Source organism: Cupriavidus alkaliphilus (genome assembly GCF_014191175.1).
GTDB lineage: Bacteria > Pseudomonadota > Gammaproteobacteria > Burkholderiales > Burkholderiaceae > Cupriavidus > Cupriavidus alkaliphilus.
Map to the genome: position 1 here is coordinate 260,402 of NZ_JACHWE010000001.1, position 22,546 is coordinate 282,947.

Annotated in this window: 26 protein-coding genes; 16 read left to right on the forward strand and 10 right to left on the reverse strand. The window is 65.8% G+C overall.

The features are described 5' to 3' along the window. Position 1 precedes the first annotated feature (1 nt). The 10 genes from FHX60_RS01305 to FHX60_RS01350 all read left to right on the forward strand — a co-directional run bounded on the left by FHX60_RS01305 (position 2) and on the right by FHX60_RS01350 (position 6,079). Entirely contained in the window at positions 2-1,441 is a 1,440-nt protein-coding gene (locus FHX60_RS01305) for an AAA family ATPase (protein WP_183282342.1), read from the forward strand. Then, positions 1,438-1,794, forward strand: a complete 357-nt coding sequence (locus FHX60_RS01310; RefSeq protein ID WP_183282343.1) for a hypothetical protein — start codon at positions 1,438-1,440, stop codon at positions 1,792-1,794. Before FHX60_RS01305 ends, FHX60_RS01310 begins: the two co-directional genes overlap by 4 nt. Before the next feature lie 246 nt (positions 1,795-2,040). Next, a complete protein-coding gene (locus tag FHX60_RS01315) occupies positions 2,041-3,438 on the forward strand; it encodes a hypothetical protein (RefSeq protein WP_183282344.1) in 1,398 nt (465 codons plus the stop codon). Between the two features lie 507 nt (positions 3,439-3,945). After that, on the forward strand, positions 3,946-4,155 hold the full coding sequence (locus tag FHX60_RS01320; protein ID WP_183282345.1) for a hypothetical protein: 210 nt from the start codon (positions 3,946-3,948) through the stop codon (positions 4,153-4,155). Between the two features lie 14 nt (positions 4,156-4,169). Next, a complete protein-coding gene (locus FHX60_RS01325) occupies positions 4,170-4,553 on the forward strand; it encodes a hypothetical protein (protein ID WP_183282346.1) in 384 nt (127 codons plus the stop codon). Beyond that, the gene (locus FHX60_RS01330) at positions 4,553-4,765 is read left to right on the forward strand and encodes a hypothetical protein (RefSeq protein ID WP_183282347.1); all 213 of its coding nucleotides are present in this window, start codon (positions 4,553-4,555) and stop codon (positions 4,763-4,765) included. The genes FHX60_RS01325 and FHX60_RS01330 overlap by 1 nt, the downstream gene beginning before the upstream one ends. Continuing rightward, positions 4,765-5,016: a hypothetical protein gene (locus tag FHX60_RS01335; protein WP_183282348.1), complete on the forward strand. Its 252-nt coding sequence runs from the start codon at positions 4,765-4,767 to the stop codon at positions 5,014-5,016. Before FHX60_RS01330 ends, FHX60_RS01335 begins: the two co-directional genes overlap by 1 nt. A gap of 51 nt (positions 5,017-5,067) precedes the next feature. Continuing rightward, positions 5,068-5,301 (forward strand): hypothetical protein, encoded by a 234-nt coding sequence (locus FHX60_RS01340; RefSeq protein ID WP_183282349.1) that lies wholly within the window; start codon positions 5,068-5,070, stop codon positions 5,299-5,301. A gap of 24 nt (positions 5,302-5,325) precedes the next feature. Further along, entirely contained in the window at positions 5,326-5,715 is a 390-nt protein-coding gene (locus FHX60_RS01345) for a hypothetical protein (protein WP_183282350.1), read from the forward strand. A gap of 10 nt (positions 5,716-5,725) precedes the next feature. Then, on the forward strand, positions 5,726-6,079 hold the full coding sequence (locus FHX60_RS01350) for a hypothetical protein (RefSeq protein WP_183282351.1): 354 nt from the start codon (positions 5,726-5,728) through the stop codon (positions 6,077-6,079). A 48-nt stretch (positions 6,080-6,127) separates the two neighbouring features. On the opposite strand, the gene FHX60_RS01355 is transcribed toward FHX60_RS01350, so the two are convergent. From FHX60_RS01355 to FHX60_RS01375, 5 genes are all read right to left on the reverse strand, one after another. After that, positions 6,128-6,361, reverse strand: a complete 234-nt coding sequence (locus FHX60_RS01355; RefSeq protein ID WP_183282352.1) for a hypothetical protein — start codon at positions 6,359-6,361, stop codon at positions 6,128-6,130. Positions 6,362-6,375: 14 nt separating this feature from the next. Beyond that, positions 6,376-6,537 carry a hypothetical protein gene (locus FHX60_RS01360; RefSeq protein WP_183282353.1) on the reverse strand — a complete coding sequence of 54 codons (162 nt, stop codon included), beginning with the start codon at positions 6,535-6,537 and terminating at the stop codon, positions 6,376-6,378. Positions 6,538-6,554: 17 nt separating this feature from the next. Then, positions 6,555-7,568 carry a tyrosine-type recombinase/integrase gene (locus FHX60_RS01365; RefSeq protein ID WP_183282354.1) on the reverse strand — a complete coding sequence of 338 codons (1,014 nt, stop codon included), beginning with the start codon at positions 7,566-7,568 and terminating at the stop codon, positions 6,555-6,557. Positions 7,569-7,787: 219 nt separating this feature from the next. Then, positions 7,788-8,495 (reverse strand): DnaA regulatory inactivator Hda, encoded by a 708-nt coding sequence (gene hda, locus FHX60_RS01370; RefSeq protein WP_012353781.1) that lies wholly within the window; start codon positions 8,493-8,495, stop codon positions 7,788-7,790. A gap of 63 nt (positions 8,496-8,558) precedes the next feature. Further along, positions 8,559-9,629, reverse strand: coding sequence for an AI-2E family transporter (locus FHX60_RS01375; protein ID WP_112774311.1), 1,071 nt, complete (start codon positions 9,627-9,629; stop codon positions 8,559-8,561). A gap of 190 nt (positions 9,630-9,819) precedes the next feature. Here FHX60_RS01375 and purM point away from each other — a divergent pair, with 190 nt between their 5' ends. The 5 genes from purM (at position 9,820) to FHX60_RS01400 (ending at position 16,206) form a co-directional block, all read left to right on the forward strand. After that, a complete protein-coding gene (gene purM, locus FHX60_RS01380; RefSeq protein WP_062801653.1) occupies positions 9,820-10,872 on the forward strand; it encodes a phosphoribosylformylglycinamidine cyclo-ligase in 1,053 nt (350 codons plus the stop codon). Between the two features lie 336 nt (positions 10,873-11,208). Next, on the forward strand, positions 11,209-12,537 hold the full coding sequence (locus FHX60_RS01385; protein WP_112774312.1) for an MFS transporter: 1,329 nt from the start codon (positions 11,209-11,211) through the stop codon (positions 12,535-12,537). Between the two features lie 40 nt (positions 12,538-12,577). Next, complete coding sequence (gene hydA / locus FHX60_RS01390) at positions 12,578-14,014, forward strand: dihydropyrimidinase (RefSeq protein ID WP_183282355.1); 1,437 nt, start codon at positions 12,578-12,580, stop codon at positions 14,012-14,014. A 42-nt stretch (positions 14,015-14,056) separates the two neighbouring features. Further along, entirely contained in the window at positions 14,057-15,448 is a 1,392-nt protein-coding gene (locus FHX60_RS01395; protein WP_183282356.1) for an amidase, read from the forward strand. 8 nt (positions 15,449-15,456) lie between these two features. Then, complete coding sequence (locus FHX60_RS01400) at positions 15,457-16,206, forward strand: aspartate/glutamate racemase family protein (RefSeq protein ID WP_183282357.1); 750 nt, start codon at positions 15,457-15,459, stop codon at positions 16,204-16,206. 178 nt (positions 16,207-16,384) lie between these two features. On the opposite strand, the gene FHX60_RS01405 is transcribed toward FHX60_RS01400, so the two are convergent. The 4 genes from FHX60_RS01405 to mutL all read right to left on the reverse strand — a co-directional run bounded on the left by FHX60_RS01405 (position 16,385) and on the right by mutL (position 20,799). Further along, a complete protein-coding gene (locus FHX60_RS01405; protein ID WP_183282358.1) occupies positions 16,385-17,128 on the reverse strand; it encodes a GntR family transcriptional regulator in 744 nt (247 codons plus the stop codon). A 97-nt stretch (positions 17,129-17,225) separates the two neighbouring features. Continuing rightward, positions 17,226-17,738, reverse strand: a complete 513-nt coding sequence (locus FHX60_RS01410) for a GNAT family N-acetyltransferase (RefSeq protein WP_183282359.1) — start codon at positions 17,736-17,738, stop codon at positions 17,226-17,228. A gap of 77 nt (positions 17,739-17,815) precedes the next feature. Beyond that, positions 17,816-18,784 carry a tRNA (adenosine(37)-N6)-dimethylallyltransferase MiaA gene (gene miaA / locus FHX60_RS01415; RefSeq protein WP_183282360.1) on the reverse strand — a complete coding sequence of 323 codons (969 nt, stop codon included), beginning with the start codon at positions 18,782-18,784 and terminating at the stop codon, positions 17,816-17,818. A gap of 35 nt (positions 18,785-18,819) precedes the next feature. Further along, on the reverse strand, positions 18,820-20,799 hold the full coding sequence (gene mutL / locus FHX60_RS01420; RefSeq protein WP_183282361.1) for a DNA mismatch repair endonuclease MutL: 1,980 nt from the start codon (positions 20,797-20,799) through the stop codon (positions 18,820-18,822). Positions 20,800-20,964: 165 nt separating this feature from the next. On the opposite strand from mutL, the gene FHX60_RS01425 reads away from it, so the two are divergent. Beyond that, a complete protein-coding gene (locus tag FHX60_RS01425; protein WP_092306524.1) occupies positions 20,965-21,618 on the forward strand; it encodes a VTT domain-containing protein in 654 nt (217 codons plus the stop codon). A gap of 20 nt (positions 21,619-21,638) precedes the next feature. Here FHX60_RS01425 and FHX60_RS01430 read toward each other — a convergent pair whose 3' ends face one another. Beyond that, a complete protein-coding gene (locus FHX60_RS01430; RefSeq protein WP_092306526.1) occupies positions 21,639-22,487 on the reverse strand; it encodes a SirB1 family protein in 849 nt (282 codons plus the stop codon). Between the last annotated feature and the right edge of the window lie 59 nt (positions 22,488-22,546).

Here is a 22,546-nt window from a genome sequence, read left to right on the forward strand (position 1 = left end):
CATGCGCATTGATAACGTGACCGTCGAAAACTATTGCGGCGCCCGCGCCGTGTTCGCGCCGACCGATGAGCCAGTTGCGCTGTTCTGCGGCGCGAACGGCGCCGGCAAGACTTCGATTGCCGAAGGCGTGCGCTTCGCACTGACCGGCATTCCGTCTCGCGTGAGCGTGAAGGGCGAGCATCAAGCCATCGTGTCGACCGGCGCCAAGGTGGCGGCTGCCGCAGTCGAGTACACCAGCGAAGGCGCCGAAGGCATCGCGGCTGCGGCGCTCCCGCCGCTCAGCCATGAAGTGCGCGGGCCAGCCCTGCCGCCGGCGGCTGTACTGCACTGCCTGACGAACCCGCGCGCGTTCGCGCTGATGCCGCAGGACGAGCGGCGGACGTTTCTTTTCGACCTGATGCGCGTCAGCCTCGCGCCGAAGGAAATCGCCGAACGTCTGCACCGGCGCGGCTGCGACAAGATGCTCGCGGAACTGGCCGTCACTGTCCTGCATGCTGGCTTCCCAGCGGCGTGCAAGTTCGCGAAGGACCGCGCGACGGAAGCGCGCGGCGTGTGGCGGTCGATCACCGGTGAGGTGTACGGCCACAGGAAGGGCGGCGAGTGGTCCGCTGTGCAGGCCGAGCCGTACGACCGCGACGCCCACAATGCCGCGCTTGAGCATGTCACGCGCGCACAGGAAGCGCACGACCACGCGCTAAAGGAACTCGGCGCGCTTGAGGAACAGGCGCGGCAGCAAGGCCTGTCGCTGACCTGCCCGCACTGCGGGGGCGCCGTCAGCCTGAAAGACGATGCGCTCATTCCGGCAGCCGAAGCCGGCGACGCAGCCGAGCACATGCCGCTGGCGCGTAGCCTCGTGGCGCAGTACGCCGACGAAGTTACCGCGCTCAATATGGAGTTGGCCGCACACGAAGACCGCAAGCATAGCGCCGAGGTCTGCAAGAAAGCCACCGAGGCAGCCGCCGCGGCCCATGACGAAATCATCGACTGGACCGAGATTGCGAAGCACCTCGCCCCGGACGGCTTGCCGGCTGAGCTGCTGGCGACGGCGATCCGCCCCTTTAACCGTCTGCTGCTGGACTATGCGCAGCTCGCAGACTGGCCCCGCGTCACGCTCAATGACGACATGGCATTAGAGGCCGAAGGCTTGCCGTATGCGCTGCTGAGCGAGTCGGAGCAATGGCGCTGCGACGCCGTGCTTAACCTGGCCATCGCCCACTTTTCCGGCGCGCGCTTCGCGCTGCTCGATCGCTTCGACGTGCTCGACATTGAAGGTCGGGCGCAGCTCTTCAATTGGCTAAGCCTGTTGGCTAACGAACGCATCTTCGATTCGGTGCTGGTGTTCGGCACGCTCAAGACGAAGCCGCAGGACGAGCCGGGCTTTCTGCGCGCGTACTGGCTGGAAGCCGGGCAGCTCGGCAAGCAGGCGAAGGAGGCAGCATGACCCGCGACGAGATGACCGAAGTGCTCAGCCTGATTGCGTTCTGTGACTACACGTTCGGGCTGTTCGAGGCCGGCGGCGGCGCGCTCTACCTGCAAGCCATGTATGTCGCGCCAGACATTGTGACCGGCTTGCCCGAACCTCAGTACACGCGCAAATGGCAGCTATCCCAGCACATGACGAAAAGCGAGTTCGTGCAAACGGTCTTCAAATGCTGCCTGACGAGCTTCGAGCACCGCGCGCGCGAGTCCTTCTTATATAGGGGCGTGCGCGTGTACGGCCCGCACTTCGACGTTGAGGCGCTCGTCGCGCTCGCGAAGGCTGGCATGCATGACGTGCGGAAACCCTTCGAGTAGGTGACGAAAAGCAGATGTCAATCATACTAAATGGCTGTAACAAATGGTGTCGACAAGACTGTAAAAGTTACGTCTGCCGTATATTTATTGCTCACTGGATATTCAAAACATAACCAGTGGAAACGAGTGGAAACGAGTGGAAAGTAATGGAAAGTAGTGGAAAGTAAATTCACTGCTTAACCGAGGGTTGTCACTGCGATGACATATTTAAGAATGAAGCCACGCACTGTCAAAGGGAGGCCCACTATGGCTGCCAAGCCGCATGCAGCAACGAATTCAGCCCGCATCCTCTGGACGGACGATGAGAAAAAAATCGTCGCGCGCGAGTCGCTGAGGCTAAAGAAAATGGATTCGGGATTGAGCGACGCCCTTGCGTTACAGAATGCGCAAATGCTTTTGCCCGAAGAAAGGCAACGCCCGAGCTTTAAGAACTGGAAGTCGACAGCGTCATGGTTAATGCCGCTGTGGCATGAGTTCGCCGGGGTGGCTCACGACGGCCCGCAATCGAACGGCAGGCCCGTAGCAGTGACGGTGAAGAAATCGAAGCTCGCTAACTCAATCCAACAAGGGACAGAACAAACGCCGGCAGCAGTACAGGCCGCAGCGACCGAAGCCGAGACCGTCGCTGATGCAGCGCCGATGCCGGCGGAGCGGGAGTCTACAGGAGATTCCGACAACGTGTCGGAAAGTCCCTACAAATTTCGGACAGCGGAAGAATCGAACGAATCGTTGCCAGTTCAGCAACAGGCAGAAGCTGAGGCGGCAACACAAAAGCCAGCGGTTCGGTGGACGCCGGAAGAGCGCGAGCGCATCGCGCGGCGTAGCCGCGAAATCATGGCGAGGCATGACATAGCGGCGCTGGACGCCGTTCGCGCAGCAAACATCGAACTTGACGACGACCGCCAGCGCGACATTTCCACTATGTCCCTTGTGTCGGAGTGGCTATTGCCGATGTGGAAGCAGCTCGACAAGCAGGAACAGGAAGCACGCGCGCAGGCTGAGCGCGAAGAGCGCGAGCGCGCCGAACGCGAAGCTGCCGACGCCGAACGCATCGCCAACGCAGCACGCGAGCGCCAAGAGGCGGTAGATGCAGCCGTCGCGGCCACGTTCGAGAACGCATCGTTTGACGACTTGCTCAAGCGGCTCGGCCAGAAGATCGCCGGCGCGCTGATGGAAAGCATCAGCGAATCGCTCGACGCAGCCGTTGCGGCGCGCATCGCGTCTGTAGTCCAATCGCTGCCCGGCACGCTGCCGTCTAACGTCGCAGTCTTGAAGCCGAATGCGGAAGTCGACGGCGTCGGCACGGTGTCTGTAGCACCGCGCGACCATAAGCCCCGCGTCTGCGTGGTCGGGCTGATGAATCAGCAGGCCGAAGACGTGCGCCGCGCGTTCGGCAACGCGCTGGACTTTACGTTTATCAAGTCCCAGCAGACCGGCGGCAGCGGTGCGCACGGTGGCGCCGGCGTGGCAGCTCGCGCGCAAGGCTGCGACGTGGTCATCGGCATGACGAACTTTACCGGGCATGACGTAGACGAGGCAGCCAAGAAGCTGCATGTCCCGTTCATCCGGCTCAACGGCAGCGTGTCGGCGCTTAAGCGCTGGCTCCAACACTGGCTTAACGGCGAGGTCGCCCTCGCGTCGTAACACCGGCAACACATAGACCAGAGGCGGACAACGATCTTGCCCGGCCCCAAACAAAAGAGGTAGTGGAATGAAACTCTCTGCCACCCATGCGGAAATCATCATCAAGGCCATCGAGCAATTCGAGGCGCGCGGTAGGCGCACGCTGCCGCAGTCGTTCCAGGTGAGCGAACCAGTCGGATAGGAGAGCTGACCCGAAGCCTTTCGGGTTCCGACAAACGCTGTTTGGAGTGCCAACAGGAGGGGCGCGATGCATCTTTGCGTCTTCTGCGGCAGGCAGGGCACTAGCCCGTTCCCGCCGGCACCCATGCGCAGACACGGTTGGGATTGGTTCACTGGCTACTTTGACGAGACGGCCTATTGCTGTCCGGAGTGCCGGAGGCCCCGTCACGCGCAATGGATGCAGCTATATGACTTGGCAATGGCCCCGGTACGCGCAGACGAGCGCCGCCGCTCTATGCGCGCGTCCGTGGCTGCTGTACTCGCACGCGAGTAAAGGAGGTGCAGACCATGCCACAGGCAAGCAGCGAACTGTGCGACCGCTGGGGCGATATCAACACAGCGTTCGGGCAGTTGCGCGCGAACTTCATTCAGACGCGCGGCGGCATCATCCGGCCAGTGAAGGGCTACACGCCGACTGCCGATGACCTCAGCGCGATTGCGTACCTGATCCACGAATGGGATTACGGGTATGACCCGACCCCGTGGGTCGGCCGCTAAAGGAGGGTTGCAAGATGAGCGACGCACAAGCAAGAAACGCGGACCGGTACTTTTGGTTGACGCGGCATGTCCACACGATGCTCGATGAGGGGCCGTCGCCTTTCTTCGTGCTCCACGTTTCGACGGACAAGGAAGTCAGCCCGGAAGGGTGCGCGGCCCTTGATGCGTTGGTCGACGCCGGCTTGCTGGCTGACGGTCGGCGCGCTTATCGCTTCGAAGAACTGATGCAGCGCGGCACGCTGAGCGACTTGCGTGCATATCTGGATCGGCTGTGCACCCGCTATGCCGAGCTGCACCCTGATCCAACAGAACCGCCGGAGGCAGGCAGCGACGCCGAGCTATTTGTCAGGTGCGAATCCATCGCCCGCTATCTGTTGTCCATGCAAGAGAGGAAGTAATGCCGCACCGCCAACGCCAGTACACCTTCGCCGTAAGCGCTGCTGATGGGTTCAGCCATCAGACGGTATCAGCCACGTCCGACATACGGGCATGGCGCAAGCTCGTTGAGTCTGTCGACATGACCGGTGCTAACAAGGTGACGCTAATCCACGTCGGCAAGACCCAGACCAGCGCCGCGACGGCTGACCTTGGCGAAGCATTGGCACTGTGATGGACGAAGCAAAGTTCGCCGCGTGGCTCGCGCAGAACGGCTACACGCAAGTTCGGCGGCTGCCGGATGGCAGCTATGCAGGCGTATCGCGCCTGCTCTTCACCACTGCCCTGTACATCGGGCTAGACGTGTGGGGCTGGGAACGGCGCTATTGCTATGAGAGCGAGCGCGACGCGCTGGCAGCGCTGGCCGCATTAGAGACAAGCGACGACGAGCCGACGCTCGGCTACGTTGCGAAGCGTGGAGGTTGATGCATGACCTAGCAAAGTCGGAAAGACCATAACGACAAGAGAGGTGCACAAATGAAGAAGCGCGAAATGATTAAGACCCCGAGCGGCCTCACCTGGACAGCGGTGGTCGACTTGCTCAAAGAGAATGACCCGCAAGGGTTCACGAATTCGGAACTGGCCGACCACTTCGGCCAGCCGTATCAGCGCGTCGCGTCACTGACTCGCGTCATGTACGACGCTGGCGCCTTATCCCGTACCCATGTCGGCAAGACTGCGGGTACGACGTTTTACTTTTTGCCGCTCTAAGTGGCCGGGGGATGGACTATGCCATTGACCAATATCCAAGATGCCCGCTCGCTCGCCGACATGTGGGCCATGTTTCGCACTGGCGCGATACCGCCGCATGCTCCGAAATATCAAGTCGACAGCATGCGTGATGCCTTCTACGGCGGCGCGTGGGCGTTCTCGATTCTGCTTAACCATGCATTCTCACGTAGCGACGGCGAAGACGGCGTTTGCGAGATGCTGGACAAGCTGCATGACGAAATCAACGCGCACACGATGGCAACGGTGCGCGCCGTCCAAATCTCAGCAGATGACGCCGAGAAGGTGCTCGCTATCGTGAAGCACGGCACGCCGCTTACCGATGCAGAGGAAGCCTACATTCGCTCGCTGCTGGAGCGCGACGACGACGACGAGCCACCAAATCAGGTGCAGTAAGGATGCAGCGATGGACGAACAAGAAGACGAAGTTTGGGACGCCAAGAAGCTCGCAGCGTTCCTCGGCTACAGCGAGGAAACCGTACGCGGGTATTCAACGTCGAAGCCTGATCGGCTGCCGCCACGTCTCGGGCGCATCCGCCGCCCGCTGTGGTCAAAAGCTGCTGTGATGAAATGGCTGGCCGACCAATCCGGCATGCCGGCGCCAAAACATACTGACGAAACAGGCGAAGGCAAGACGGCCACTGTTGTACAACCTGCGCCGGGCTTTAGCGTCATGATCGCGGGTAAGACAGATGCCGACACGGAGACGCCGGTATCCATCAAGAGAAAGAAGGGGCGCCCGCGCAGGCCGCCACCGTAAAAAGAAACGCCCCCAGCTTCGGGGGCGTTTTCGTTTGAGCGCTCGCGCTTAGCCGAAGTACCAGACGTTAGCCTGATGCAGTGCGAGTCGGACAAAGCCGAATTGGACGTCGCTGTCGAGCCTGCCGCCGTCGCTGGCTTCGACCAGTAGCACCTGCTCGACCTTGTTTAGCAGCGTGACAACCGCCTCGCCGACGACGCTGTCGGCGTCGATGGCTGCGATTTCCTGCTCAAGCGCCGACCATACGTGCGGCGCGTTGAGTGCCTGCTTTACTGTCTTCATGGCGTCGCCCTCCCTTAGTCGCTCGGCATGATGACTGCTGCGAATTCCTCCCACGTTTCGCGCGTCGTGGCGTCGAGTGCATCCCACTCGGGCGGATTGGTCACGCGGCGTGCAGTGGCACCGCTGCGCCAGATTTCGTACAGCTCGCGACCGGTGAAGCCTTGATGTTGGTCCATGATGGTTCGCCTCCGGCTTAGTCGAGTTTGCTAGCCATCTCGGTAGCAGTCGGGTTGAAATAGATTTGCAGCATCTTGAGCGACTTGTGGCCGGTGACGGCGGCAAGCTCTAGCACGTTCGACAGCTTGCCAGCAATCAATGTCGTGCCTTCGTGCCGCGAGTCGTGGAAATGCAAATGCTCAAGCCCTACAGCCTGCTTTGCGTCAATGAAGAGCTGATCGAAGTATGCATAGGTGACAGGCACGAGCGCGTCGCCTTTCTTGTGATTGCGCGCTGTAGCTAGCTTGAGCAAGTCGATAGCCTTACGGGAAAGCGGCACGTCCCGCGTGGTCCCGTTCTTCGTCTTAGGCAGATGGACAAAACGCCGGTCTAGATGGATGTTGTCGAAGGTGATCCGCAAGATTTCGCCCTTGCGCATCGCCGTTTCGATGCCGAACAGCAGCGCCCAAGCGACCCAATGCCGTTTCGTCGTCGGGGTGGTGCCTTCGACGTAGTCGAGCGCGTGCAAGAGCGCCTTAACGTCATCAGAGTGCAAACGCTGCTTGCGCGACGGGTTCGGCTTCGGAACCCTGATCGCTGCTACGGGGTTCTCTGTTATCGGCATGCCCCACTCTTTCTTAGCATGCGTGAAGACTGCTGATATGAGCGCAAGCTCGCGACAGACAGTACCGGAGGAAACCGTCTCTAACCGCTTGTCGCGGAACTCGGCAAGGCGCCCAGGTGTAAAGGCGCTGACGCGCACGTCGAAGTGGCGGAAGTCGCGACCGAACGCTAGCAGGCGCGCTTGCTCCCATTTCTTGCCGCCTTTGTCCTTCGACACATCGCGCGAGTACCGCTGAAAGAGGCCCGCGACGAGCGGGTCGGCAGTCTCGTCGTACTTGCGGACTATTTCGCCGGCGCGGATGCGCGCCTCAGTGCGTTCGGCCCACGCTTCGGCGTCTTCCCGCGTGTCGAACGTCGCGCTGGGTGTCTGCCCGCGCATGCGGACTTGAACCCGAATGGTCCTGCCCCTTTGCTCGTAAGTTGCCATTTTGGTGCACCCCTGTTGTTAGGTTTTAGGGATGGCCATTCTAGCCGCAGAAGTGCCCCAAATCTCTGTCTTGGGGCACCTAAACACCACCGCTTTACACTGGATTACCTTGTAAACAGTGCGTTTCAGAGCCGTTACAGGGAAACTAAGAATTATGGGCGGCGATTTTACCTGAAGGCAGGATGTGGGTAGGGGAGCATGCGGTGCCGGGGCCGTCGCCTAATCCCGGAATTCGGCGAACATCTCGCGCAGCAGCGGCAGCGTGACCGGCCGCTTGCGCTCGAGCGAATAGGTGTCGAGCGCGTCCAGCAGCGCCATCAGGCTGGGCATGTCGCGGTAATGCCGCGTCACCAGCCAGTGCGTGATCTCGGGCGACAGCTGCAGTCCGCGCTCGCGTGCGGCATGGAGCACGGCGGCCTTCTTGTCGTCGTCCGACAACGGCGCCACCTGGTACACCAGGCCCCAGCCCAGACGCGTGCGCAGGTCTTCGCGCACCGGCATCGCGCGCGGCGCCAGGCCGCCCGCCACCACCAGCGCGGTGCGCCCGTGCGCGCGCACCTCGTTGTAGAGCGAGAACACCGCGATCTGGCGCGCTTCGTCGAGCAGCTCGACGTCATCGACGGTATAGAGCTGGCACCAGGGGTCGAACAGGAAATCGGACAGCGGATGGTGCGGGCTCAGGTAGCGGCAGCGGATGCCATGTTGCGGCCCGGCCTCGCACACCGCATGCAGCAGATGGGTGCGGCCGCAGCCGACCTCGCCCCACAGGTAGATCAGGCGGTCGCTGGCATGCTCCTGCGCCAGCGCGGGCGGCAGCTCGCGCAGCCGCTGCACCGCCTCGCGGTTGGACGCCACCACGAAATTCTCGAAGGTCGAAGGCGGCGGGCTGCCCAGCTCGAGCGACAGTTGCTTGGGACGCGGAGACATGACGTATGGCTAACTTCGGCTAGATTCGTGGAGCGGGCAGCGGCGGTCAGCGGACAGCAGCCGTTATTTTCGATAGAGATCGCTGGACAGGTAAACCCGACGCAGCTGGCGCGCCCCCACCAGCAGCACGGCGCAGGTCGGCAGCGCCAGCAGCACGCCGAAGAAGCCGAACAGCTGGCCGAAGGCGAGCAACGCGAAGATCACCACCAGCGGGTGCAGGCCGATGCGCTCGCCCACCAGCCTTGGGGTCAGGTAGAAGCTCTCGATGAACTGGCCGAAGCCGTAGACCACCGCCACCGCGGCCAGTCCGTACCAGTTGCCGAACTGCAGCAGCGCGGCCAGGATCGCCATCACCAGGCCGACGCCGAAGCCAATATACGGGATAAACACCGCCAGCCCGGTGAAGACCCCCACCGGCACGCCGATATCGAAGCCGGCGATGGTCAGCCCGATCGAGTAGATCGCCGCCAGGATCACCATCACCAGGATCTGGCCGCGCAGGTACTGCGACAGCAGCGCGTCGGTCTCGTTGGTCAGCTCGCGCACCTTGGGCACCCAGCGGCGCGGCACCACGCCCTCGATGCGGCGCATCACCATGTGCCAGTCCATCATCAGGTAGAACATGACGATGGGCACGATGAAGACGATGCCCGCCACCGCGATCAGCGCCGAACCCGACATCTTGACGTAGTTCAGCAGCACCACCAGCAGGTCTTCCGGGCTGGCGGCGAAGCGGTCCGACATCATGTTGCGCAGGCCGGGGAAGTCGAAGCGCACGCGCACGCCGAACTCGGCCAGCCGCGGCGACACCACCGAATTGAGCTTCTTCAGCAGGATCGGCAGTTGCTCGCGCACCTGCGGAATCTCGCGCTGGAGCACCGCGATCAGCAGCAGCACCAGCATCACGCAGACCACCGTCAGCAGCAGGATCATCAGCGTCACGCCGATCGCGCGCGGCACGCGGCGGCGCTGCAGCCAGTCGACGCCGGGGTTCAGGATATAGGCGAAGATGAATGCGAACAGGAACGGCGTGAGCACCGGCGCCAGTGCAAGGATGGCGGCGAACAGCGCCACGGCCACGACGATCCACAGCAGGATGCGCTTGGCCTCTTGGTTCAACAGCGGGGCATTCATCAAGGGTTGCAGGGGGCGGCAGCGCCGTTTGCGGCGCGATCTCGCCGGAAACTGGAAGCGGGGGGCCTCTATCCGTTAAAATTGCGATTCTACTGGACTCGCGCCTGCCTTCCGATGCCACGCGACGGAAGCGACGGTGGCCCGAGCGCCGAATTCCTCACTTTATTTCCTCCAGGACAAGCAGGTTCCCATGAGCGCATCCCCGACCGCCGGCCAGGCAGGCCTTTCCTACCGCGACGCCGGTGTTGACATCGATGCCGGCGACGCGCTGGTCGACCGCATCAAGCCGTTTGCCAAGCGCACCATGCGCGAGGGCGTGATGGCGGGCATCGGCGGGTTCGGTGCGCTGTTCGAGTTGTCGAAGAAGTTCCAGGAGCCGGTGCTGGTGTCGGGCACCGATGGCGTGGGCACCAAGCTCAAGCTGGCGTTCCAGCTGAACCGCCATGACACCGTCGGCCAGGACCTGGTCGCCATGAGCGTCAACGACATCCTGGTGCAGGGCGCCGAGCCGCTGTTCTTCCTCGACTACTTCGCCTGCGGCAAGCTCGACGTCGACACCGCCGCCACCGTGATCCAGGGCATCGCCCGCGGCTGCGAACTGGCCGGCTGCGCGCTGATCGGCGGCGAAACCGCCGAAATGCCGAGCATGTACCCGGACGGCGAATACGACCTGGCCGGCTTCGCCGTCGGCGCGGTCGAGAAAAAGAAGATCATCGACGGCAGCACCATCGCCCCGGGCGACGTGGTGCTGGGCCTGGCCTCGTCGGGCGCGCATTCCAACGGCTACTCGCTGGTGCGCAAGATCATCGAGGTGGCCAAGCCGGACCTGAACGCCGACTTCCACGGCCAGCGCCTGCAGGACGCGATCATGGCGCCGACCCGGATCTACGTGAAGCCGTTGCTGTCGCTGATCGAGACGCTGCCGGTCAAGGGCATGGCCCACATCACCGGCGGCGGCCTGACCGAGAACGTGCCGCGCGTGCTGGCGCAGGACGTCACCGCGGTGCTGCATCGCGATGCCTGGACGCTGCCGCCGCTGTTCCAGTGGCTGCAGGCGCAGGGCCGCGTCGCCGACGACGAGATGCACCGTGTCTTCAACTGCGGCATCGGCATGGTCGTGATCGTCGCCAAGGAAGACGCCGAACGCGCCATCCGCCACCTGCAGGCCGCCGGCGAAGCCGTGTGGCAGATCGGTGAGATCCGCGAGCGGGCCGAGGGCGAGGCCCAGACCATCGTGATCTGACGCGACCTCGGCTTTCCATACAAAAACGGCGCATGCCTTCGGGCATGCGCCGTTTTTTTTTGTCCGCGCGCCGGCGCAGAGCGCACCCTAGGTGTTTACCCGAGCCACGCATCGCCATGTGGTGGCAGAGGCTGCCCTGGTGCATTGCACCAAACTCCAGCATGCATATGCACCATTTCTGACAAACAATATTTTGCTTGATTGTATGGCGGTTTATGGCCTAATGTACTGAGCAAAGACGCCGCACAAGCATGCGGCGTCCGGAGACAACGCCTGAATCCGACGCCGGAATCACCGGTGCACCAGGGCGGGCCAGGGACCATTGGAGGATCCACCATGCAAGCAGTCAGCATCGACGCCGCGGAAAAAGGCGCGTCGGCCAGCAAACAGTCAGTCGCGCGCGTCGCCGGGGCCAGCCTGGCCGGCACCACGCTCGAGTTCTACGACCACTTCATCTATGGATCGGCCGCAGCGCTGGTCTTCCCCAAGCTGTTCTTCCCGCAGAGCGATCCGCTGACCGCGACGCTGCTGTCCTTTGCCAGCTACGGCGTGGCCTTCGTGGCGCGGCCGCTGGGCGCGGCCATCTTCGGCCACTACGGCGACAAGATGGGCCGCAAGTCGATCCTGATCATCACGCTGCTGATGATGGGCCTGGCCACCTTCGGCATCGGCCTGCTGCCCACCTATGCCACGGCGGGCGCGCTGGCGCCGCTGCTGCTGGTGCTGCTGCGCGTGGTGCAGGGCCTGGCGCTGGGCGGCGAGTGGGGCGGGGCGGCGATCATGGTCAACGAGCTCGATCCCGAAGGCAAACGGCGCGGCATCCTCGGCAGCCTGGTGCAGCTGGCGGCGCCGATCGGCCTGCTGCTGGCCAACGGTATTTTTGCACTGGTGACGTGGCAGGTATCGGAAGAAGCCTTCCTCAGCTGGGGCTGGCGCGTGCCGTTCCTGCTGTCGGCGCTGCTGGTCGGGGTCGGGCTCTATATCCGCTCCAACGTGCGCGAATCCGGCATGTTCGAGAAGCTGGAGGAATCGCATGCCGAAGCGCGCGCGCCCATCATGGAGGTGCTGCGCAACTACAAGAAGCAGCTGCTGATCGCCTTTGGCGCGCGGCTGGGCGGCGACATCGCGTTCTACGTGTTCACGCTGTTCCTGCTGTACTTCGTGCCGACCAAGCTGGGCCTGCCCAAGAGCATCGCGCTCAATGCCGTGCTGCTGGGCGCGGTGGCGCAGATCCTGTTCATCCCGATCGCCGGCCTGCTGGCTGACCGCATCGGCCGCCGTCCGGTGCTGATGATCGGCGGCATCGGCGGCGCGGTGTGGGCGTTCGCGTTCTTCGCCATGGTCAAGACCGGCAGCCCGGCGCTGATCATGCTGGCCTCTTTCGTCGGCATGGTGCTGGTGTCGTTCATGTTCTCGCCGCTGGCGTCGTTCCTGCCCGAGCTGTTCGCCACCCGGGTGCGCGTGACCGGCGCCTCGCTGGGCTTCCAGTTTGCCGGCGTGTTCGGCGGCGCGCTGGCCCCGCTGATTGCCGTGGGCCTGCTCGACCGCTTCGGCAACACCATGCCGGTGGCGCTCTACCTGGCGGCGGTGTGCGCGCTGATCGCGGTGGCGGCGTTCGCGGCGCGTGAAACCGCGCGCATGCACCTGTCCGACGCTGACCGCTGAAGCGCGGGCTCTCTCCTTGTCCTCACAACAAATCCGTACCGTGAAACAGTTCGACCTCATCATCCGCAACGGCACCGTGGTGACCGCCAGCGACACCATGCAATGCGATATCGGCATCGCCGGCGGCCGCATCGTGCAGCTTGGCCATGACCTGGGCGAGGCCGCGCAGGTCATCGACGCCAGCGGCAAGCTGGTGCTGCCGGGCGGCGTCGACGCGCACTGCCACCTGGACCAGCCGATGCCGGACGGGCTGCGCATGGCGGACGACTTCCGCACCGGTTCGGTCTCGGCGGCGTGCGGCGGCACCACCACCGTGATCCCCTTCGCCGCGCAGGAGAAGGGCCACTCGCTGCGCGCGGCGGTGGCCGACTATCACCGCCGCGCCGGCGGCAAGTCGGTGGTCGACTACGCCTTCCACCTGATCGTGGCCGACCCCACCGAGGCCGTGCTGAACGACGAATTGCCGGGCCTGATCCGCGAAGGCTATTCGTCGTTCAAGGTCTACATGACCTACGACGACCTCAAGCTGAACGATCGCGAGATCCTCGAGGTGCTGTCGGTGGCGCGCCAGGAAGGCGCGCTGGTGATGGTGCATGCGGAGAACTCCGACTGCATCGCGTGGCTGACCGACAAGCTGGAGGCGGCCGGCAACACCGCGCCGAAGTTCCACGCGCTGGCGCGGCCGATGGCGATCGAGCGCGAGGCCACGCACCGCGCCATTACGTTCTCCGAGCTGGTCGACGTGCCGATCCTGATCGTCCATGTGTCGGGCAAGGAAGCGGTCGAGCAGATCCGCTGGGCGCGCAACCGCGGCATGAAGATCTTTGCCGAGACCTGCCCGCAGTACCTGTTCCTGACCGCCGAAGACCTCGACCAGCCCGGCTACCACGGTGCCAAGTGCGTGTGCAGTCCGCCGCCGCGCGACCGCAGCAACCAGCAGGTGATCTGGGACGGCCTGGCCGACGGCCTCTTCACCATCTTCTCGTCCGACCATGCACCGTTCCGCTACGAAGACGCGCAGGGCAAGAAGCCCGGCGGCCAGGAAGTCCCGTTCCAGTACATCCCCAACGGCATCCCCGGACTCGAGACGCGGCTGCCGCTGCTGTTCTCGGCAGGCGTGGTGGGCGGCCGCATCTCGGTCAACCAGTTCGTCGCGCTGACCTCGACCAACCCGGCCAAGCTCTACGGCCTGCATCCGCGCAAGGGCACCATCGCCATCGGCGCCGATGCCGACCTGGCGATCTGGGATCCGCAGCGCGAAGTGACGATCCGCAATACCGATTTGCACCATGCCGTCGACTACACGCCGTATGAGGGCCTGCGCGTGACCGGCTGGCCGGTGACCACGCTGGTGCGCGGCAAGGTGGTGGCGCACGAGGGCGAAGTGATGGCCGAGGCCGGCCACGGCGAGTTCCTGCCGTGCGGCCTGCCCGAAATGGCACGGCCGCGCTACCGCACCTCGGGCGGCACCCTGTGACCAGTGCTTTGCGTGACTGATGCCTTGACCGACACTGTAGACATGGAACTGACCAACCGCCTGGATGCCGCCACCATCGCCGCCCGCGTTGCCGCCGGGCGCCTCGATCCCGCCGAGGTGGCCGCGGCGTTCCAGGCCCGCATCGCGGCGCGCAACGACCAGCTCAACGCGGTCTTCGAACAACGCCAGGAACTGGTAGATGCCGACCTGGCGCAATTGCGCGCGCGCCTGGCGCAGGGCGAGCGCCCGCTGCTGGCCGGGGTGCCGGTGATCGTCAAGGACGTGATCTGGAGCCAGGGCCGGCGCGTGACGCAGGGCTCGCAGCTGTACCGCGACTTCATCGCCCCCGCCGACGCGATCGCGGTCGAACGGCTGCGCCGGGCCGGCGCGATCGTGCTCGGCATGGGCAACACCTCGGAGTTCGCCTGCAAGGGCCTGACCACCAACAAGGTTTACGGCCTGACGCGCCATCCGCTCGATGCCACGCTGACCGCGGGCGGCTCGTCGGGCGGCTGCGCGGTGGCTGTGGCCGCCGGCATGGCGCCGCTGGCGCTGGGCACCGATGGCGGCGGCTCCAGCCGGCGTCCGCCCGCGCATGCCGGCGTGGTCGGCTTCAAGCCGTCCTACGGCGCGATTCCCGACGCGGTCGGCTTCGCCCATGCCTTCAACGGCATCCAGGTGATTGCGCCCATCACGCGCACCGTCGCCGATGCCGAGCTGATGTTCGAGGCGCTGGCCGGCGCCGATCCGCGCGATCCCGATACGCTGGGGTTCTCGCTGGGCGCGGCGCGGCCGCTGCATACGCTGAAGATCGCGGTCAGTCCGCGCCTGGGCCTGGACACGCCGGTCGACGACGATGTCGCGCAGGCCTTCGACCAGGCCGTGGCCCGCTTGCAGGCCGCGGGGCTGAGCATCGAGCGCGCCGACCCGGCGTGGCCGCGGGGTGCCGACGAGGCCGCGCTGATGCCGCTGCAGCATGTCGGCCTGGCCAACCTCTATGGCGAGGCCTGGCGCCGCGATCCGGAAGTGTTCGATGCCGACGTCGCGCGCCAGATCGAGCGCGGCCTGGCGTGGACCGGCGCCGAGGTGGCGCGCGCGCGCGAGGCCAGCCGCCAGATCGCGCTGGCGCTGGCCGGCTTCTTTACCCGCTATGACCTGCTGCTGTGCCCGACCACGCCGTGCGTGGCCTGGCGCAACGACCGCCTGGGGCCGGAGCGCATCGGCGGGGTGGCGGTGGAGCCGCGCGCCCACGCCGTGTTCACGCCCTTCTTCAACCATGCGCTGGCGCCGGCGATCTCGGTGCCTTGCGGCAGCGGCCGCGATGGCCTGCCGGTGGGGCTGCAGATCGCCGGCCCGCGCGGTGCCGACCGCAGCGTGCTGGCCGCCGCAAGGCTGGTCGAGAGCCTGCTGGCGTCTTTCGTCAATCCTGCCTGATCCCTGACATGCGAATCCTTGTTCTGAATCCCAACACCAGCGAAGGCATCACCGCGCGCCTGATGGCCGCGGCCACCGAAGCCGCCGCGCCCGGCACCGAACTGGTGCCGCTGACCGCCAGCCGCGGCGTGCCGTATATCGCCACCCGCGCCGAGGCGCAGATCGGCGGCGCCATCGCGCTGGAAATGCTGGCCGAGCATCACGGCCAGTTCGACGCGGCGGTCATCGCCGCCTTCGGCGATCCCGGCCTGATGGGCGCGCGCGAGCTGTTCGACCTGCCCGTGGTGGGCATGGCCGAGGCGGCGATGCTGTCGGCGTGCATGCTGGGGCGGCGCTTTGCCATCGTCACCTTTGCGCGCGCGCTGGGCCCCTGGTACGAGGAATGCGTCGACATGCACGGCCTGCGCGGCCGGCTGGCCGGCATCCGCATGCTCGACGGCAGCTTTGCCTCGGTGTCGGACGTGCAGGAAGAAAAGGAAGCCGTGCTGGTGGACCTGGCCAACCGCGCGGTGGTGGAGGACGAGGCCGACGTGGTGATCCTGGCCGGCGCGCCGCTGGCCGGCCTGGCCGCGCGCGTGCGCGACCGCATTCCGGTGCCGGTAGTCGACCAGATGGCCGCCGCCGTCAAGCAGGCCGAGGCGCTGGTCGCGCTGCAGCCGCGCAAGGCCACCGCGGGCACGTTCCGCCGCCCGGATGCCAAGCCCACGTTGGGTTTGCCCGCGGCGCTGGCGGCGCGCATCGAGCACCGCCAGGCGTAATGCCGTTCAGACAGGTTTCAATTGCTGCCGTCATTCCCGCGAAAGCGGGAACCCAGCGTCGTTAAAAGTCACTGGGTCCCCGCTTTCGCGGGGACGACGGTCACTTAACTGAGGGTCATTGAATCGCCAGGCGGGCATCGCCAAGCCAAGCGGCTGGCTTTCCGGCCGACGCCGCGGCTCAGACCGCGGCGAACACCGCTTCCAGGTCCACCTTCTCTTCGGCGGGCAACTCCAGGCGCAGCGTGCTTTCGACGTGGCCGAGGTGCTCGCTCATCAGCCGCGCGGCGCGTTCGCCGTCGCCGGCTTCCAGCGCATCGACGATATCGTCGTGCTCGTGATGCGGGCACGACGGCACGCCCGGCGCGTCATACAGCGCGATGATCAGGCAGGTCAGCGAGCACAGCTCGCGCATGTACTTGCCCAGGTACTGGTTGCCCGTCATTTCCGCCAGCTTGCAGTGGAACTCGCCCGACAACCGGATGATGGTGCGGCGGTCGTTGCTGTCGCGCGCCTGCGCTTCCTGGCGCGTGGTCTCGCGCAGCGCGCGCACGCCCCTGGCGCTGATCGCGCCGGCCAGGTCGCGCACCAGCGCGGGTTCCAGCAGGTGGCGGGAATGCAGAACCTGCCGCGCCTCGGCCACGCTCGGGCTGGAGACAAAGGTGCCGCGGTTGGGATGCACGGTCAGCACGCCCTCGTGCGCGAGCTTGGCGAAGGCCAGCCGCACCTTGGTACGGCTGACGCCGAACACGCCGCCCAGCTTTTCCTCGACCAGTTTCGTGCCCGGCGGCAGGCGGTGCTCCCAGATCGCGGTCAGGATGCGGTCGGCGATTTCCTCGACCGATGCGCCGCGCGCGCCGTCCGCCTCGGTGTCAGGGATACCGTCGGCAGGCTTGGCGGGCGGTTCGGCTTTGGTGCGTGGCATGGCGGTTGTCGCGGTCCGGAGAAAAGACAGTCGGTGCTGTCATTGTATGGCGGTTCAGCGTCAAGTGTATAACACCGACGGTGGACCGGTTGCCGCCTTATTTCGCGCCGAGCTTGTCCAGTGCGGTGCCGGTCACGCGGCAGATGCGCCAGTCGGGCAGCACGTCAGCGCCCATGGCCTGGTAGAAGTCGATCGACGGCTGGTTCCAGTCCAGCACCGACCATTCGAAGCGGCCGCAGCCACGCTCCACCGCCAGTGCCGCCAGGTGCTTGAGCAAGGCCTTGCCCAGGCCGTGGCCGCGCCAGGCCGGATCGACATACAGGTCTTCCAGGTAGAGGCCGGGCTTGGCAAGGAACGTCGAGAAATTATGGAAGAACAGGGCAAAGCCCACCGCCTTGCGGGCCGCATTGCCTTCGACCTCGGCCTCGACTTCCACCAGCACGGCCTCGGCATGCGGCGTGGCGCCGAACAGCGCCGCCTCGATCTTCTGCGGCGTGGCTTCGACGAGATGCGTCAGCTTTTCGTATTCGGCCAGCGCCAGGATCAGGTTGAACAGGGTTTCGCTGTCGGCCGCGGTGGCGGAGCGCAGCGTAAAGGTGGGCTTGGACATGCGGTTCGGCTTGCGAGTACAGGAATCAGGAATTATCGCCTGTCCGTCACTTGCCGTGCCAGCGTGATGCGGCTGGATCAGTGCGCAAAGTCCGCGAGCCTGCGCACCTGGTCGACATAATCGGCCGCCAGGCAATCCACCACCAGCCGTTCGGGCGTGCTGCGCAGCCAGGTCAGCTGGCGCTTGCACAGCTGCCGCGTGGCGGCGATGCCGCGCTCGCGCATGGTGGCAAAGTCGGCCTCGCCATCCAGGTATTCCCACACCTGGCGGTAACCGACGCAGCGGATCGACGGCAGTCCGGGATGCAGGTCGCCACGCGCTCGCAGCCGCTCGACTTCTTCGATAAAGCCATGCGCCAGCATGGCGTCGTAGCGACTGGCGATGCGGGCATGCAGCGCCAGCCGGTCCGAGGGCTCGAGCGCGATCACGCGGTAGCGCTGGTCGGCCACGCCGGCAAAGGTACGGCCCTCGGCCTGGCGCGCCAGCAGCGCCGACATCGGCTGGCCGGACAGCCGGTGGATCTCCAGCGCGCGCTGGATGCGCTGGGCGTCATTGGGGGCGAGCCGGGCCGCGGTGACCGGATCGACCTCGGCCAGCATCGCATGCAGGGCTGGCCAGCCGCGTTCGGCGGCGAGCTGGTCCAGCTCGCCGCGCAGCGCGGCATCGGCCTGCGGCAGGTCGTTGAGTCCCTGCGTCAGCGCCTTGTAATACAGCATGGTGCCGCCCACGATCAGCGGCACATGGCCGCGCGAGCGGATCTGCGCGATCAGCCGCTCGGCGTCGCCGACAAACTGCGCGGCCGAGTAGCTCTCGGCCGGGTCGATGATGTCGATCAGGTGATGCGGCGCCACGGCCAGTTCGTCGCGCGTCGGCTTGGCGGTGCCGATATCCATCTCGCGGTACACCAGCGCCGAGTCCAGGCTGATGATCTCCACCGGCGCGTCGGCCGCCAGCGCCAGCGCGGCGGCGGTCTTGCCCGACGCGGTGGGGCCGAGCAGGCAGACCACGGGCGCATGCGCGGCGGAATCGTTGGGTACTACGGACATCGGAAAGCCTTGAATCGAAGGGGCAAGCGCGCGGCCTACTGCCCGCGCAGGAACAGCCGGTCGAGCTCGGTCACGGTCAGCTGCACCCAGGTGGGCCGGCCGTGGTTGCATTGGTCGGCGCGCTCGGTCTGCTCCATCTGGCGCAACAGCGCGTTCATTTCCTCGACGGTGAGCTTGCGGTTGGCGCGCACCGCGCTGTGGCAGGCCAGGGTCGCGAGCAGTTCGTTGCGGCGCTCGGCCAGCACGCGCGAGCCGCCGTAGGCGTGCAGGTCGCGCAGCACGTCGCGCGCCAGCGCCTCGGCATCGGCCTGCTGCAGCAGCGCCGGTACCGCGCGCACCGCCAGCGTGGTGGGCGACACCGGCGCGATATCGAAGCCTAGCAGCGTCAGCGTCTCCTGGTGTTCTTCGGCGACGCCGATCTCGACCGGGCTGGCGGGCAGCGTGACCGGGATCAGCAGCGGCTGCACCGCCAGGTCGCGCGCGTCCAGCCCGGCCTTGATCTGCTCGTAGAGGATGCGCTCGTGCGCCGCATGCATGTCGACCAGCACCAGCCCGCGCGCGTTCTGCGCCAGCACGTAGATGCCGTGCAGCTGGGCAATGGCATAGCCCAGCGGGTGTTCGTCACCGCCGCCATCGCCGGATGCCGGCGCCGGCGGCAGCCGGTCCAGCAGGCCGGGCGGATCCCCGGCGCGCGCCGCCTGGACCTCGGCGAGCCAGGCCGGTGGTTGCGCCGACGCGCCGGCCCAACCGCCGGCAGCCGGTCCGGTCGCGCCGTAGGGGCGTGCCGCTGGGGCCGTGGCTTCGCGCACCATGCCTAGGTAGGCCTGGCGCGGCTGGGCGATGCCCAGCTCGGTCTGCCGTGCCGCGGAATAGTTGATCCATTGGCCCGGGCCGCCAGCGCCAGGCCGCGCCGCAGCCGCTGGCGCCGCAGCGCCCGGCGGCAGCGTGATCTCGCCGTCGGCATCGGTATGCAGGCTGTCGCCGTTGGCGCCGGCCTGGCGCGCCAGGCAGCGCTGCACCGCGTGGTAGACAAACTGGTGCACGGCGCGCGACTCGCGGAAACGCACTTCGATCTTGGACGGATGCACGTTGACGTCGACCATTTCCGGCGGCAGGTCCAGGCACAGCACATAGGACGGGAAGCGGTCGCCGTGCAGCACGTCCTGGTAAGCGCTGCGCACCGCATGGTTGAGCAGCTTGTCGCGCACGAAGCGGCCGTTGACAAAGAAGTACTGCTGGTCCGGCCGGCCGCGCGAGGCGGTGGGCAGCCCGGCAAAGCCGTACAGGCTGAGGGTGTCGGCGTGCTCGTCCAGCGCAAGCCGGGCGCGGGCGAAGTCGTTGCCCAGCACCTGGGCGGTGCGGGAGGCGACGTCGCCGGCATTCCAGTGCTCCAGCGGCTTGCCGTTGTGATGGACCGAGATGGTCACGTCCGGCCGTGCCAGCGCCACGCGCCGGACCATCTCCAGACAGTGGCCCAGCTCGGTTTGTTCGGTCTTGAGGAACTTTCTGCGCGCCGGCGTGTTGAAGTAGAGGTGCTGCACATCGACAGTGGTGCCGACACCCCCGGAAGCGGGCTGCACCGCACCGGAGTCGGCGCTGACCTGGGTGGCATGGGCATCGGCCGCGGTGCGGCTGGTCAGCGACATCTGCGACACCGACGCGATCGACGCCAGCGCCTCGCCGCGGAAGCCCAGCGTCAGCACCGATTCGAGTTCGTCGAGGGAGGCGATCTTGCTGGTGGCGTGCCGCATCAGCGCCACCGGCAGTTCGGCGGCGGGAATGCCGCAGCCATTGTCAGTGATGACGATGCGCCGCACGCCGCCTTCCTCCAGCCGGATGCCCAGTTGCGTGGCGCCGGCATCGAGCGCGTTTTCGAGCAGTTCCTTGACCACGGACGCCGGGCGTTCCACCACTTCGCCGGCGGCGATCTGGCTGATGAGCTGGTCCGGCAGCGGCCGGATCGGGCGCGGTTGCTGGGTGGTGCGCAAGGCGGTGCTGGAAGGGGCGGCTGGCATCCGGCGATTATACGTGGACGTTCCCCCACGCAGACGGGTTGCCGAGGAGGGGGAAAGGCGCGGCCGCTCTTGTATGATTCATGCCATGGCGGCGTGGATCGGACATCGGCGCCGCATGGAACGAAACCGTCAAACCACCACACGGGGAACGACTTGGATCTCGCTTTGCAGCTGATCGACATGCTGGTGCATGTCGACAAATACCTCGGCACCGTCATCGACCAGTACGGCCACTGGGTCTATGCCATCCTGTTCCTGATCGTTTTTGCCGAGACCGGGCTGGTGGTCCTGCCGTTCCTGCCGGGCGACTCGCTGCTGTTTATCGCCGGCGCCTTCTGCGCGACCGGGGCCATGAACGAATGGGCGCTGATCGGCCTGCTGCTGGTGGCGGCTATCTCGGGCAATACCGTCAACTATTGGGTGGGCAGCTGGATCGGGCCCAAGGTGTTCGACCACCAGTGGCGCTTCCTCGACCAGGATGCGTTGCGCCGTACCCATGACTTCTATGAGCGGCATGGCGGCAAGACCCTGGTGATGGCGCGTTTCGTGCCGATCGTGCGCACCTTCGCGCCGTTCGTGGCCGGGGTGTCGCAAATGACCTTTGCGCGCTTCCAGATGTTCAACGTGATCGGCGCCGTGGCGTGGGTGGTCGGCCTGGTGTTTGCCGGCTACTTCTTCGGCAACCTGCCGTTCATTCGCCAGTACCTGAACCTGATCGTGCTGGCCGGCATCGGCGCGGCCGTGGTGCCGCTGGTGCTGGGCGGCCTGTGGAAGCTGGTGCGCGGCAACCGCCGCCGGCCCACGCGCGTGGAGCGCTGAGCCACGTCAGTGGAGCCGCCTTAGCTCAGGCTGCGGCTCATCATCCGCAGCGCGGGCATGCGCTCGCGGATCTGGCCGATATCGGCGGCATCGGGGCGGGCCTGGACATAGGCTTCCAGGTCGGCCAACGCGGGGCGGAAGCACTCCAGATTGGCATAGGCCAGGCCCCGGTCGCGCACTTCCTCGATCGAACCCGGCAGCAGGATCACCAGCCGGTTCTGCACCGCCAGCAGCCGCTGCCAGCGCGATTCCTGCAGATAGATCGCCTTCAGGTTGCGCAGCATGCGCGCGATGATCTCGCGGTGGCTCGCCGGGCGCAGGAACAGGCCCAGCGGCACCTGGCTGGCATCGCTGATGCCCTCGCGCTCCAGGTACGGGTCCAGCATCTCCTGCAGCTGTTCCTTCGACAGGGTCTCGCCGGTGAGCGGGTCCAGTATCACTTCGCCGGCCGGGATCGTCATCCGCAGCAGGAAATGGTTGGGGAACGACACGCCCTTGAGCGGCAGGCCGATCTGCTGGCCCAGCTCCATATGCAGCACCGCGAGCGAGATCGGGATGCCGCGGCGCTGGCGCAGCACCACGTTCAGGTAGGAGTTGTCGGGATCGTAGTAGTCGTTCGCGTTGGCGCCGAAGCCGAGATCGCGATAGAAGAAATGGTTCAGCAGCCGCAGCCGCTGGATCGCTGGGGTGCCTTCGGCAATTCGCCGCTTCAGGCGCAGCGCCAGCACGTCCAGCGCCGCCAGCTCGCCCTGCAGGTCCAGGTCGGGATAGGCGTCCTGCGCGATCGACAGCGCGGTCTCGGTGAGCGGGATGCCGTTTTCGTCGGCCACGAGGCTGGCGAAATAATCCAGGACTTTGGTGGATGTCATGTCGGTTTCCCGGTGCAGCCGCAGGCACCGCGCGCAGCGTGGGTCACCAATGCCAGGCG